The sequence below is a fragment of the Jiangella asiatica genome, from assembly GCF_004349065.1.
Lineage (GTDB): Bacteria > Actinomycetota > Actinomycetes > Jiangellales > Jiangellaceae > Jiangella > Jiangella asiatica.
This window is the reverse complement of the sequence record NZ_SMKZ01000021.1, coordinates 39,201-52,428: the sequence shown is the minus strand read 5'-3', so window position 1 is coordinate 52,428 and position 13,228 is coordinate 39,201. Positions and strand designations below refer to the sequence as shown.

The following is a 13,228-nucleotide window of genomic DNA, read 5'->3' as shown; positions in this document are numbered from 1 at the left end:
CGATGTTCGCCGTCGTGGACTACACCGTCATCGTCGCCTCGTTGGCCTATGCCGCGTGGGCGCTGCTTGCGGTGGTGTTGGGGCGCCCGCCCCGCGAGCCGTACGTCATCGGCGCCGGGGTCGTCGAGGCGCTGATCTTCGTCCAGGTGGTCGTCGCGATTGTCGTGATGGCCGTCGACGGCGCGCCGTCCGACCTCGCCACGTTCATCGGTTACCTGCTCATGATCGTGGTGATCCTGCCGCTGGGCCTGTTCTGGGCGTTGGCGGAGAAGTCGCGGTGGGGCACCGCGGTGCTGGTGGTCGCCGCGCTGGTGATCCCGGTGCTGGTGGTGCGGATGCAGCAGATCTGGGACGCAGGCGGAACGTGAGCGAGGGATCTCGGCGCACCAGCGGGCCGGGCCGGTTGCTGGTGGCCGTCTACGCGGTGTTCGCGCTGTCCGCCTCCGCCCGAGCCGGCGTGCAGATCGCCACCGGGTTCTCCGATGCGCCGGTCGCCTATCTGCTGTCCGCGTTCGCCGCCCTGGTCTATGTGGTGGCGACCGTGGCGCTGGCCCGGCCGGGCCGGACCGCGCGGCGGGTCGCGCTGGTCGCCGTCACCGTCGAGCTGCTCGGCGTCCTGACCGTCGGCACCGTCACCGTGTTCGACCCCGGTGACTTCCCCGACGACACCGTCTGGTCCTTGTACGGGCGCGGCTACGGGTTCGTCCCGCTCGTGCTGCCGGTGCTCGGCCTGCTCTGGCTGCGCCGGACCTGGCGTGCCGCGGACTAACCTGCATCACGTGAGGCGCAGGGACCGGCTGTACGCCTGGGTGCGCCGGCATCCGGTGGTGCCGGATGGCGCCCTGGCGGCTGGGCTGTTCCTCGTGTTCGTCGTCCTGAGCGCCGCCGCCTACGACCCGGCCTGGGCGCACGCCGTCCTGGGCGGCCTTATGTGCGCGGCGCTGGTGTTCCGGCGGGTCCGGCCGGTGGAGTCGTTCGCCGTGGTGTCGGCCGCCGGCCTGGTGCAGTGGGCCACCGGGCTGGAGCTGACGCCGTCCGACGTGCTGCTGCTGGTCGGTCTGTACTCGGTCAGCGGCTACGGGCCGCGCTGGGCCAGCCGGGTCGGTCTCGCGACGGGCTTCCTCGGGGTCGCACTCGCCAGCTCGAGGTACTACTTCTATGCCGACGAGGGCGCCCAGTCCGTCGTCGCCAGCCTGATCACGTTCAGCGCGCTGGTCGTCGGCTCCTGGGCCATGGGCGATGTCCGCCGGGTCCGCCAGGCCTACGTCGCCGAGCTGGTCGAGCGTGCCCACCAGGCCGAACGCGACCGCGACCAGCGTGCCCTCATCGCCGCGGCGGAGGAGCGCGCCCGGATCGCCCGCGAGATGCACGACGTCGTTGCCCACAACCTCTCCGTCATCGTCGTGCAGGCCGACGGCGGCCGGTACGCGGCGGCGCAGGACCCCCAGGCGGCCGCCGACGCGCTGACGATCATCGGCGACACCGGCCGCGGCGCGCTGGCCGAGATGCGCCGGCTGCTCGGGGTGCTGCGCGCCACCGACGACGGCGACGGTGGCGGTGCCGACCAGGACATCGTCCGCAACCCGCAGCCGGGCCTGGGCAGCCTGCCCGAGCTGGTCACGTCGGTCCGCCAGGCCGGCCTGCCGGTCGAGTTCGACGTCAGCGGAGCGCCGCGGCCGCTGCCGCCGGGGCCGTCGCTGGCGGTGTACCGGGTGATCCAGGAGGCGTTGACCAACGCGCTCAAGCACGCTGGGCCGGCGGCGCGGGCGCAGGTCCGGCTGGCCTTCGGCGTCGACTGCCTCACCGCCCGGGTCAGCGACGACGGCCGGGGTGCCGCCGCCGCGGGCGACGGGCTCGGGCAGGGACTGCTGGGGATGCGCGAACGGATGACGATGTACGGAGGTACGGTGACGGCCGGCCCACTCACCGGCGGCGGCTGGCGGGTCGACATGGACATGCCGTACGGGGAAGGGGCGTGATGCCGGTGCCGGTCAGGGTCTTCCTCGTGGACGACCAGCAGCTGGTCCGGGCCGGGTTCCGGATGGTCATCGAGTCACAGCCGGACATGGAGGTGGTCGGTGAGGCCGGCGACGGCGACGCCGCGCTCCAGACGCTGGCCGTCACCGGCGCCGACGTCGTCCTCATGGACGTCCGCATGCCCGTGCTCGACGGCGTCGAGGCCACCCGGCGGCTGCGCGAGCGGCCCGACGCACCGAAGGTCATCGTGCTGACGACGTTCGACCTCGACGAGTACGCGTTCGCCGCCATCAAGGCCGGTGCCAGCGGCTTCCTGCTGAAGGACGCCCGGCCGCCGATGCTTCTCGACGCCGTCCGCGCGGTCCACTCCGGCGATGCCGTGGTGGCGCCCAGCACCACCCGGCGGCTGCTGGAGCGCTTCGCCGGCCACCTCCCGGACGACGCCACCCCGCCGGCCTCGATCTGGGCCGGCCTGACCCGGCGCGAGCACGAGATCGTCCGCGAGGTGGTCCGCGGCCGCTCGAACGCCGAGATCGCGGGCCGGCTGTTCGTCACCGAGGCCACCGTGAAGACCCACATCGGCCGCGTGTTGGCGAAGGTGGGCCTGCGCGACCGGGTCCAGCTCGTGGTGCTCGCCTACGAGACGGGCCTGGTCCGCCCCGGCGCCACGTGAGCCCGGGCGGCCCCTACCTCCCCAGGCCGCGCCCGCTGCCATCCTCGGCGCACTCCCGTTGGTCTTGGAGTTTCCGCCGGAATCAATCGGGCATATCGGGCCGGGTTTCTGCGAGAGGTCCACGATCAGCGAGGCGGGTATGCAGGCGGCGGTCCACCCGCAGTCGACCGCGCGGTAGTCCACGGCGTAGCGCCCGAAAGTGCGCGACGTCGACCGCCAGCCCGATCCGCTGGACGGCCGGGTTGCCGATCTGCTGCGCCTCCGAGAAGCTCGTGGTGGTGCTCACCTCGGTGAACACCACCACCACGGTCTCGAGGCCGGCACCAGGAAGTAGCCGACGTCGTGGGTGACGTTGCCGGTCTCGCCGGTCCTGTGTGCCATCGGGGCGTCGTTCAGCACCGCGCCGAACCTGGTGTCGACCTCCCGCGGCCAGCATCAACTCGACGAGCTGGTCGCTTGGACTCCGGTGTGTCACTCGCGGATCCTGGATTCGATTCGCTCGGATGACGGCTCCTGGTGCCGAGCGGCCGGCGCTGCCAGCGTGCCGACCACGGCGGCGACGGCGACGACCAGCAGGGCCCGAAGCACCCCTTCGTGGTCGCCGATCCAGCCCAGGATCGGCGGGCCGGCCAGGAACGCCGTATAGCCGACGGAGGCCACGACGCTCACCCGCACGGCCGCGCGCTGGGGATCGTCGGAGGCCGCGCTCATGCCCAGCGGGAACCCGAGCGCCGCGCCGAAGCCCCAGATCACGATGCCGACCGCGGCGACGGCCAGCGATCCGCCGAACACGACGAGCAGCACGCCGCCCGCGGCCAGCGCGCCACTGACCTGGAGCACCGGGAGCCGGCCGTACCGGTCGATGAGCTGGGTGCCGGCCGTGCGCCCGATGGTCATGGCCGCGACGAAGACCGCGAACCCGACCGCGCCGACGGCGTTGCTGGTGCCGTACCCGTCGACGATGCCCAGGGCGAGCCAGTCGTTGGCGATGCCCTCGATCAGCGCGAAGCACAGCACCATCACGCCGATGATCAGGGTGCGCGGTTCCCGCCAGGCGGTCCACACCGAGACCTTCGGCGCCGCGCCCTGCTCGTCGTCGACCTCGGCCGCGCGCGGCAGGAAACTGCGGGCGGCGGTGACCGCGCCGACCGCGGCGCCGACCCCGATGACACCGAGGTGCGCGACGACAGGGATGCCGACCGCTGTGGCGCCGGCGCCGATGCCGGCCCCGGCGACGGTGCCGAGGCTGAATGCGGCGTGGAACCGGGGCATGACGGTGCGGCCGAGCAGCCGTTCGACGGCGGCGCCCTCGACGTTCATGGCCACGTCCCAGGAGCCCGAGCCGTAGCCGATGGCAGCCAGGCCGACCGCTGCGAGCGGGATGCTGAGCAGCGTGTCGCTGCCCAGGCCGGCGAGCACCAGACCCACGCCCACCAGCAGCGACCCGCCGGCGACCGTACGCGCCGCGCCGATCTTGTTGACCACCAGCCCGGACGTGGGCAGCGCGACGATGGAGCCCGCGGCCAGTGCGAGCAGCACCCGGCCGAGCTCGCTCGGCGAGATCTCGAGCAGGTCGCGGACTTCGGGGATGCGTGCCATCCACGAGGCGACGGCCAGGCCGTTGAGGGCGAACACGGTGGCGACGGCGTTGCGCGCACGCAGCACGCGAGCCGGCGGCAGCTGCCGGTCCGATGCGGTGTGGCTCACGTGGGCGTCCTTTTCGACGGCGGTCAACGGAGGGTCGAATCGATTCGATCGAATCGATTCGATATTCTGCTATGTGACACCGGGGCCACGCAACCCCGAAACGTGCCGGCACGGACGAGAGGAGGCGAGCGCGGTGGGAGAGCACCGGACGACGCTCGCCGCGGTCGCAGCGCGCGCCGGGGTGTCCCAGTCCACCGCCTCGCTGGCGTTCAGCGGACAGGGCCCGGTGGCTGAAGCCACCCGCCAGCGCGTGCTCGACGCCGCCCGTGAGCTGGGCTATCTCGGCCCGGACCCGATGGCCAGCTCGCTGCGGCGGGGCCGCTCGGGGATCGTCGGCGCGGTCATCGGCGAGCGGTTGCTCTACGCGTTCCGCGACCCCGTCGCCGTCGCGCTCCTCGACGGGCTGGCCGATGCGCTCGGTCCTTCCGGGGCCGGGCTACTGCTGCTTTCCGGCGACGCCCACCGCAGCGGGCCGACGCCGGAGCAGGTGGCCCGGATGCCGCTCGACGCGGCCGTGTTCGCCACCTGCGGCGGTGACGACGACCCGCTGCTCGACCAGTTCGTCGGCCGGGGCGTGCCGGTGGTGGCTGTCGACGGCCCGGACCGGCCGGACGTCGTCCTGCTCGACATCGACGACTACGGCGGATCGGCCGAGCTGGCCAGGCACGTCGCCGACCTGGGGCATTATCGCGTCGGGGTGGTGACGCTGCCGCTGCGACTGGACGGGCGGCGCGGGCACGTCGACACCGCCCGCCGCGAGGCCACGGCGTACGCGGACTGCCGGTTGCGGCTGGCCGCGGTCGAGGACACATTCGGGCCGGTCGTCGCGGTCGAGGCGGCCGCCAACCTCATCGAGGAGGGCGAGCAGGCCGCGGGCGCGCTGCTGGACGAGTCTCCCGACAAGCCGACCGCGATCATCGCGCAGAGCGACCTGCTCGCCGTCGGCGTCGTGCGCGCCGCGGAGGCCGCCGGACTGCGCGTGCCCGACGACCTCACCGTCGTCGGGTTCGACGGCATCGACACGCCCTGGCTGGGCGAGCGCCGGCTCACCACCGTCATCCAGCCGATCGTCGAGAAGGGCCGCGTTACCGGCCGGATGGTGACCGACCTGCTGGGCGGCACCCGCCCGGACAACGTCCGCCTCCCGGTGCATCTTCGGGTCGGCTCCACGTCCGCGCCCCCGCCTGCCCCCTTCCCATGATCATCAACGGTTGGCGACGTCATCACGTCGCCAACCGTTGATGATCACGGGGAAGCGAGCCAGGTGTCGACGCCGGCCAGCAGGGTCCGCTTGAGGTCGGCCGACGCGGCGGACGCGGTGATGCCGCCCCGTGCCAGCGCCGCCAGCTCGGCGTCGTCCAGGGCCAGCACGTCCCGGCACAGCGCGTACTGACCGGCCAGCCCGACGCCGAACAGCAGCGGGTCGTCGCTGCCGATGGCCACCGGAACACCCGCTGCCAGCGCCGCCCGCACCGGCACCGACGCCAGCGGGTGCACCCCGAACGGCGGGTACGACGTCGGGCACATCTCCAGCGCGACCTGGCGCGACACGAGCAGGTCCAGCACCGCGGGGTTGCCGACGGCCGAGGTGCCGTGCCCGATCCGAGTGGCGTCCAGCGTCTCCACGCAGGCCCGGACGTGTGCCGCGCCGGTGAAGAACCCGGCGTGCGGCGTGCGGGCGAGCCCGTGGTCCGCGGCGATCCGGAACGCCGGGGCGAAGTCCGCGACCCGGCCGCGGCGCTCGTCGTTGGACAGTCCGAAGCCGACCACCCCGTCGCCGGCGTACCGGGCGGCCAGGGTGGCCAGTCGTGTCGCGTGCGCGCCCGGACGGGCCCAGCTGGACGCGACGATCACGCCGACCGGGATCGGCGCCGCCGCCGCGCCGGCCAGCACCGCCTCGACAGCCGCCTCCACTCCGCCCAGCGCGGGCGCGTACGACGTCGGGTCCATCTGGAGCTCCAGCCAGCCGCAGCCACCGGCCGCGTCGTCCTCGGCCGCCTCGCGCACCACCCGGGCTACGTCGGCGGCGGACCGGACCGCGGCCCGGGCGGCGTCGTAGCGACCTTGGAACGCCGGCCACTCGTGCACACCGTCCAGGTCCAGGACCGGCAGGACGTCGATGCCGGCGCGGGCGGCCAGTTCGGCCAGCGTCGACGGGCGCATCGCGCCGGTCAGGTGCAGGTGTGACTGCACCTTCGGCAGCGTCTCGATCAGGCGGACCCCGGACACGGTGGCCGACCCTACCGATCGAGCGGGCACCGCCGCCGTACGACCAAGGTCGCACGCGAGGTGCGGCCGTTGGTCCGACGACCCGCGGCCGCGCGCCGGCCACGCTGGGACGGTGAGCATCCAGACACACGCATACACGGGTTCAGAGACCGACTCCGGCGCGGTCGCCGTCCGTGCCGTCGGGCTGACCAAGGTGTACGGCGCCGACCGCACCGCCGTCCGCGCCCTCGACGGCATCTCCGTACCGTTCGCGGCCGGCCGGTTCACCGCCATCATGGGGCCGTCGGGGTCGGGCAAGTCCACCCTCGTCCACTGCCTGGCCGGCCTGGACACCGCCACGTCCGGCCGGGTGCTACTCGGTGACACAGACCTGACCAGCCTCGGCGACACCGAGCTGACTCTGCTGCGCCGCGACCGGCTGGGCTTCGTCTTCCAGGCATTCAACCTGCTGCCGACGCTCAACGCCGAGGCGAACGTGCTGCTGCCGCTGCGGCTGGCCGGGCGGACGGTGGACCCGGCCTGGTTCGACGAGGTGGTCGGCATCCTCGGCATCCAGGACCGGCTGACGCACCGCCCCAGCGAGCTCTCCGGCGGCCAGCAGCAGCGGGTCGCGGTGGCCAGGGCGCTGATCAACCGTCCGGAGGTGATCTTCGCCGACGAGCCCACCGGCAACCTGGACTCCCGCTCCGGCGGCGAGGTGCTGGCGCTGTTGCGAGCCAGCGTCCGCGAGCTGGGCCGGACGGTCGTCATGGTCACCCACGACCCGGCGGCCGCGGCCGCCGCCGACCACGTCGTGCTGCTCGCCGACGGCCGGCTGGCCGGCGAGATCGCCGACCCGACCGTGGACACGGTCATCGACCACCTGCGCCGGCTGGGGGACTGAGCCGTGCGTGGTGTGATCGTCGCGGGCCTGCGCGCCCACCTGCCGCGGCTCGGCCTGACCGGACTGGTCGTGGTGCTGTCTGTCGGATTCACCGCGGCGACGCTGATGCTGACCGACTCGCTGGACCGCGCCCGGATCGACCGGCTCGCCGACACCGTCGCCGGTGTCGACCTCACGGTGCTGGCGGCCACGGGGGAGTACCTCGACGAAGCGGCCGCCACCGACGTCGCCGGGATCGACGGCGTCGCGGCGGCCGCGCCGCGCCGAGAGGTCGGCGTCAAGACGGTCGACCCGGACGGCCGGATCGATCCGCTCTCGTCCGCTCGGCTGTCCGCGGTGCCGGACGACGCCGAGCTGGCCGGCCTGGCATTGACGGAGGGACGGGCGCCGGCCGCGGACGACGAGGTCGTCCTGGACACCCGGACGGCGGCGCGCGCCGGCGTCGAGCCCGGCGAGACGTTCGCCGTCGCCGCCATGGACTCCGGCGCACCGGCGGAGCTGACGGTGGTCGGCCTGGTTGAGCCACCGTCACCGACCCGGCTCGATCCCGAGCTGTACGCCACCTACGGCGGGGTGGGCCGGTTAGCCGAGCCCGCCGGCGCCGACCGGGTGGACCTCCGGCTGGAGCCGGGCACGGACACCGGCCAGGTCCGCGCCGAGCTGGCCGCCCTCGACGGGGCCGACCGGGTGCTCTCCGGCGGTGAGCTGGCGCAGCTGGTGGCCGATCGATCCGCGCTGACCGGCGGCGAGCTGCGCCTCCCGCTGCTGATGCTCGGGGCGGTGTCGTTGCTGGTCGCCGCGTTCGTCATCGCCAACATCTTCCGCATCCTCATCGCAGCGCGCACGCGCGAGCTGGCGCTGTTGCGGACCGTCGGCGCGACCCGGCGCCAGGTGCTGCGCGGCCTGCTGGCCGAGTCGGTTGCAATCGGGATCGCCGGCAGCGTCGCGGGCGTCGGTCTCGGCGCCGTCGCCGCGCTGGTTACGGCGACGGTCATCGATTCCGGCCCGGGTAGGGCGCCGCTGGTCGTGTCGCCGTCGTCGGTGGTCTGGTCGCTGGTGGTCGGTGTGCTGGTGACGGTCGGGTCCGCCGTGCCACCGGCCCGGATCGCCACCCGCGTCTCGCCGCTGGCGGCCCTGCACACGGTTCCCGACGGCGCCGACAGCCGGACCGTCGGCCGGGTCCGCGCCGGGTCCGGGCTGCTCGCGATGGCCGCCGGCGCGTTGCTGCTGATCGCCGGCGCCGGTCCGGTGTCGCCGGACACCGGGCTGGTGGCGGTGGTCGTCGGCGCCGCCGTCTGCTTCCTCGGCCTGCTGGTGCTCGGGCCGCTGGTGGTGCCGCCACTGGTGCGCGCGCTCGGCGCGGGCACCGCGCGGCTGGCCGGCGCCGCCAGGTCGACCGCGGAGCTGGCCACCGGCAACGCGGTGCGCAACCCGCGCCGGGTGGCGGCCACCACGGCGGCGCTGCTGATCGGGGTCACGACGGTGGCCGGCTTCGTCACCGTCGCCGAGTCGTCGCGCGGCAGCGTCGACGTCGTGGTCGACGGGCAGCTGCCGGCCGACCTCGTCGTCCACTGGGCCGGCGAGGGCGACGTGCCGGCCGGCGCCGTTCGGGCCATCGAGAACCTGCCCGAGACCGGCGCGGTCGCGGAGACGGCGGGCGGCGGGCTGGCCGTGGACGTACCCGACGGCGACGACGGCGAGGCGGCCCGGGCCGCGATCCTCGAGGCGACCCACGACCTGCAGGAGCTGTCGGTCGAGAGCCTCGTCGACCGGCGGACCGAGCTGAACGAGGACCTCGACGACGCCGTCAACGTGGTGCTGGGTGTCCTGGCGCTGGCGCTGGTGATCGCGTTCATCGGGATCGCGAACACGCTGTCGCTGTCGGTGCACGAGCGCACCCGCGAGATCGGGCTGCTGCGGGCGCTGGGCCTGACCCGCCGGCAGACCCGCATCCTCCTGGGCGTCGAGGCGGCACTCATGGGCGCGGTGGCGGCCGTGCTCGGCACCGCCGCGGGGGCGTTGTTCGCCTGGGCCGCGGTGCTCAGCGTCGACGAGCTGGTGTTCGTGGTGCCGTGGGGACTGCTCGCGCTGAGCGCCGTGGTGGCGGTCGCGCTGGGCGTGCTGGCGTCGCTCGTGCCCGGCCGGCGGGCGGCTCGTACCGCTCCGGTGACGGCGCTGGCGGCGGAGTGATCGCCGGCCGCCGCGCCGGCCGCGGATTCCACGCCGCGGTGGCCTAGCCTGTGATTTGTGACGGAGGAACGGCCGGCGCGCCTGGACGTGGGCGTCGTCGGCACCGGGCGGGTCGGCGCGGTGCTCGGTGCGGCGCTCGCCCGGGCCGGCCATCACGTCGTGGCCGGGTACGGGGTCTCCTTGACCAGTCGTACCCGCGCCGACGCCCTGCTGCCCGGCGTGCCGCTGCTCGACGTTCCAAGGGTGCTCGCGCGGTCCGGGCTGGTGCTGCTCACGGTCCCCGACGACGCCCTGCCCGGCCTGGTCGAAGGGCTGGCCAGGACCCGCGAGATCCGGGCCGGCCAGCTGATCGTGCACACCAGCGGACGGTACGGAGTCGGGGTCCTGGACCCGGCCACCCGCGCGGGTGCCCTGCCGCTGGCCCTTCACCCGGCCATGACGTTCACCGGCACGTCGGTCGACCTGCAGCGGCTGTCCGGCGCGACCTTCGGGGTCACCGCGCCGGAGCCGCTGTGGCCGGTGGCCGAGGCACTGGTGGTCGAAATGGGCTCCGAGCCGATCCGGGTCGCGGAGGAGCGCCGCGCGCTCTACCACGCGGCGCTGGCCCACGGCGCCAACCATCTGGTGACGCTGATCAACGACGCCATGGACCTGCTGCGCTCGGCCGGAGTCGACGAGCCGGACCGGATGCTCGCGCCGCTGCTGTCCGCCGCGCTCGACAACAGCCTGCGCCAGGGCGACGAGGCGCTCACCGGCCCGGTCGCCCGCGGCGACGCCGGCACCGTCGACAGCCACCTGCGCGAGATCACCGCCGCGCTGCCGGAGGCCGCCGGCGCCTATGCGGCGCTGGCCCGGCGCACCGCCGCCCGTGCCCTGGCCGACGGCCGCCTCAAGGCCAGCGACGCGGAGGCGCTGCTCGACGTCCTCGCCGAACCGCCCGCCCCGGACTGACAACGGCGCTTTCCGCGCGACTACGGGGAAGGGCTTCGCGGGGTCCGTGTCTGGGACAGGTAGAGCCGGCGCACGACGTCCTCGATGTCGGGCTCCTCGATCGCCAGGTCGCGCACCTGTGCCCGCCGGCCGAGAGCCTCCAGGATCGCGCCCGCCGTCGTCCGCTCCGGCGCGAACGCCAGCCGGTGCCGCAGCCCGTCGGACTCCACCGCCACCGTCCGCGTCCCGGATATCTCGCCCAGTGACGTGACCGGTTCGGCCAGGTCCACCGCCATGACCCGCTCGGCGCCGACCCGGGCCACCAGGCCGGTCAGCGTCCCGTCGTAGACGCACCGCCCGTGATCCACCACGATGATCCGCTCGGTGAGCCGTTGCACGTCGTCCATGTCGTGCGTGGTCAGCAGCAGCGTGGTGCCGTGCAGCGCGCGCTGCTCGGCCAGGAAGACCCGCAGCCGCTCCTTGCTCAGCACGTCCAGGCCGATGGTGGGCTCGTCGAGGATCAGCAGCGGTGGCGAGTGCAGCAGCGCGGCGGCGATCTCACCGCGGATGCGCTGGCCGAGGGAGAGCTGGCGCACCGGGGTGTCCATGAACGACCCCAGGTCCAGCCGCTCCACCAGCTCGTCGCGCCGGGCCGGCCAGGACGCCGTCGGCAGCCGGTGGATCGCCGCCAGTGTCCGGAACGACTCGCGCAGCGGGAGGTCCCACCACAGCTGGCTGCGCTGTCCGAACACGACGCCGATCTGCCGGGCCAGTTCGCGACGACGGCGGATGGGCTCCAGGCCGCAGGTCCGCACCGTCCCGGCGGTCGGTACCAGGATGCCGGTGAGCATCTTGATGGTCGTCGACTTGCCGGCGCCGTTGGCGCCGATGTAACCGACCGCCGACCCCGCCTCGAGGTCGAAGCTCAACCCGTCGACGGCGGCGACGACGGTGCGCGTGCGCCGCAGCCGGCCGGCAGGTGAGCGGACGACGAACTCGCGGCGCAGGTCACGCACGCTGATGATCGGCTCGGTCACGATCCGGCTCCCGTGTAGTGGCGCAGGCCGGCACGCCAGCCGGCCAGGGCGACGGCCCAGATGACGGCCGCGGCGAGCGGAGTGCACCAGCCGAGCCACTGCGGCAACCCGGCCGGGCCGGGCAAGTCCAGCAGCACCAGCAGCGGCAGGTAGGCCGCGAACGCCGCGGGGACGACGAAGGAGAACAGCAGCCGCATCGGCAGGCTGTAGATGCTGGCCGGGTACTCCGAGGCGTAGGCACCGCCATAGGTGAACGCGTTGGCGAACTCCCCACCTTCGACCAGCCAGAACTGGATGGCCGCCGCGCACACGAACAGCGCGGCGAAGATCGCGGCCGCGGTCACCGGCGCGACCACCACGAGGGTCACCGTCGCGGGTGTCCACACGATGTCATTCAGCGGCAGCGCGACCGCGAAGACGGCGGTGGCCACGCCGGTGCGGCCCAGCCGGCGCAGCGAGATGTCGCTGGTGATCAGCTGCGCCAGCACCGGCAGCGGCCGCAGCAGGAACGCGTCGAGCGTCCCCTCGCGCAGGTAGGCCGGCAGCCGGTCCACGTGGCCGACCACCATGTCAGCGACGCTGAACCCCACGTTGGCCAGGGCGAACAGCAGGGCCGCCGCGGCGAAGTCCAGCTCACCGAGCACGTCCACGTTGGTGAAGATGATGTAGACCTCGGCGAACTCGACCACGCCGATGCCCACGCTGCCCAGGATGTCGAAGGCGAACGAGCGCCGGTACGCCGTCTGCGAGCGCATCCGCGACCCGAGCAGCACGCGGTAGGCACGCATTCGCTCAGCCACCCTGGACCACCAGCTTGGCGGCGCCGCGGGCGAACACCAGCCGGCCCAACAGCAGCATCCCGAGCAGCCAGCCGGCCTGGACAGCAAGGACGCCCAGGGCCTCGGTCCCCTCGACCCGGCCCATGATCACGTCGACCGGCGCCTGCAGCAGCGAGGGGAACGGCGTCAGGTCGGCGACGGTGGCCAGCCAGCCGGGGAACCAGTGCACCGGAATGATGAGCCCGGACAGCACGCTCATGGCGACGACGTACAGCGTGATGAGGCCACGCAGCTCCACCACCCAGAACGCGGTGAGGTTCACGATCCACCAGCACGCGAACGAGAGCGCGACGGCGAGGAGGACGCTGACCGCGCCGAGGAGGTACGGCAGCGGCGCCAGCGGCAGCGCCAGCCCGGTGGTCAGCGCGCCGGTCAGCAGCGGCGGGAGGGCTCGGGGCAGGAACTGGTAGGCGCCCCGGCCGAGGAACGACGCCAGGTACGCGAACTGCGGGTCCACCGGCCTGGCGAGGTCGACCGCGACGTCGCCGTCACGGACCCGCTGCGCCAGCTCGCTCCAGTGGAAGACGTTGACCGGAGCGACCAGCGCCTGCACCACCCAGGCGTACGTGGCGCCCGTGACGGCGTCGTAGCCGGCCAGCGTTCCACCGGCGGCACCGACCGTGGCGACGGTGATGGAGGCCTTGATGAGGCCGAACACCGTGTTGGTGAAGGCGCCGGCCGCCGTGGCCAGCCGGTATGTGGACCACCGCCGGAATCCCATAGCTACGAAGGCGGCAAACAGGCGCACAGTCGGGCAACAGTA

The 13,228-nt window shown here is 73.8% G+C and carries 14 protein-coding genes; 8 read left to right on the top strand and 6 right to left on the bottom strand.

The features are described 5' to 3' along the window. Nucleotides 1-2 precede the first annotated feature (2 nt). The 4 genes from E1269_RS15885 to E1269_RS15870 are packed head-to-tail and all read left to right on the top strand — an operon-like array spanning nucleotide 3 to nucleotide 2,650. A complete protein-coding gene (locus E1269_RS15885) occupies nucleotides 3-368 on the top strand; it encodes a hypothetical protein (protein WP_131896185.1) in 366 nt (121 codons plus the stop codon). After that, the gene (locus tag E1269_RS15880; protein WP_131896183.1) at nucleotides 365-769 is read left to right on the top strand and encodes a hypothetical protein; all 405 of its coding nucleotides are present in this window, start codon (nucleotides 365-367) and stop codon (nucleotides 767-769) included. Before E1269_RS15885 ends, E1269_RS15880 begins: the two co-directional genes overlap by 4 nt. Nucleotides 770-779: 10 nt before the next feature. Next, nucleotides 780-1,979 (top strand): sensor histidine kinase, encoded by a 1,200-nt coding sequence (locus tag E1269_RS15875; protein WP_131896181.1) that lies wholly within the window; start codon nucleotides 780-782, stop codon nucleotides 1,977-1,979. After that, complete coding sequence (locus tag E1269_RS15870; RefSeq protein ID WP_131896179.1) at nucleotides 1,979-2,650, top strand: response regulator transcription factor; 672 nt, start codon at nucleotides 1,979-1,981, stop codon at nucleotides 2,648-2,650. Before E1269_RS15875 ends, E1269_RS15870 begins: the two co-directional genes overlap by 1 nt. A gap of 82 nt (nucleotides 2,651-2,732) precedes the next feature. Here E1269_RS15870 and E1269_RS15865 read toward each other — a convergent pair whose 3' ends face one another. Beyond that, nucleotides 2,733-2,957, bottom strand: a complete 225-nt coding sequence (locus E1269_RS15865) for a hypothetical protein (protein WP_162606438.1) — start codon at nucleotides 2,955-2,957, stop codon at nucleotides 2,733-2,735. A gap of 164 nt (nucleotides 2,958-3,121) precedes the next feature. Then, the gene (locus E1269_RS15860; protein ID WP_203433688.1) at nucleotides 3,122-4,357 is read right to left on the bottom strand and encodes an MFS transporter; all 1,236 of its coding nucleotides are present in this window, start codon (nucleotides 4,355-4,357) and stop codon (nucleotides 3,122-3,124) included. A 133-nt stretch (nucleotides 4,358-4,490) separates the two neighbouring features. Between E1269_RS15860 and E1269_RS15855 the strand changes: the two genes are divergently transcribed. Further along, nucleotides 4,491-5,558, top strand: a complete 1,068-nt coding sequence (locus tag E1269_RS15855; protein WP_203433686.1) for a LacI family DNA-binding transcriptional regulator — start codon at nucleotides 4,491-4,493, stop codon at nucleotides 5,556-5,558. A 44-nt stretch (nucleotides 5,559-5,602) separates the two neighbouring features. Here E1269_RS15855 and add read toward each other — a convergent pair whose 3' ends face one another. Next, nucleotides 5,603-6,586 carry an adenosine deaminase gene (add, locus tag E1269_RS15850; RefSeq protein WP_131896173.1) on the bottom strand — a complete coding sequence of 328 codons (984 nt, stop codon included), beginning with the start codon at nucleotides 6,584-6,586 and terminating at the stop codon, nucleotides 5,603-5,605. Between the two features lie 112 nt (nucleotides 6,587-6,698). Here add and E1269_RS15845 point away from each other — a divergent pair, with 112 nt between their 5' ends. From E1269_RS15845 to E1269_RS15835, 3 genes are read left to right on the top strand one after another with little or no spacing between them, the layout of a single operon-like run. Further along, complete coding sequence (locus tag E1269_RS15845; protein WP_239000912.1) at nucleotides 6,699-7,469, top strand: ABC transporter ATP-binding protein; 771 nt, start codon at nucleotides 6,699-6,701, stop codon at nucleotides 7,467-7,469. Between the two features lie 3 nt (nucleotides 7,470-7,472). Beyond that, complete coding sequence (locus tag E1269_RS15840; protein WP_131896169.1) at nucleotides 7,473-9,659, top strand: FtsX-like permease family protein; 2,187 nt, start codon at nucleotides 7,473-7,475, stop codon at nucleotides 9,657-9,659. A 57-nt stretch (nucleotides 9,660-9,716) separates the two neighbouring features. Continuing rightward, nucleotides 9,717-10,610: a Rossmann-like and DUF2520 domain-containing protein gene (locus E1269_RS15835; RefSeq protein ID WP_131896167.1), complete on the top strand. Its 894-nt coding sequence runs from the start codon at nucleotides 9,717-9,719 to the stop codon at nucleotides 10,608-10,610. Between the two features lie 20 nt (nucleotides 10,611-10,630). On the opposite strand, the gene E1269_RS15830 is transcribed toward E1269_RS15835, so the two are convergent. The 3 genes from E1269_RS15830 to E1269_RS15820 are packed head-to-tail and all read right to left on the bottom strand — an operon-like array spanning nucleotide 10,631 to nucleotide 13,213. After that, nucleotides 10,631-11,626, bottom strand: coding sequence for an ABC transporter ATP-binding protein (locus E1269_RS15830; protein WP_131896165.1), 996 nt, complete (start codon nucleotides 11,624-11,626; stop codon nucleotides 10,631-10,633). Next, nucleotides 11,623-12,414 (bottom strand): ABC transporter permease, encoded by a 792-nt coding sequence (locus E1269_RS15825; RefSeq protein ID WP_131896163.1) that lies wholly within the window; start codon nucleotides 12,412-12,414, stop codon nucleotides 11,623-11,625. Before E1269_RS15825 ends, E1269_RS15830 begins: the two co-directional genes overlap by 4 nt. Nucleotides 12,415-12,418: 4 nt before the next feature. After that, entirely contained in the window at nucleotides 12,419-13,213 is a 795-nt protein-coding gene (locus E1269_RS15820; RefSeq protein WP_239000911.1) for an ABC transporter permease, read from the bottom strand. Nucleotides 13,214-13,228 lie beyond the last annotated feature (15 nt).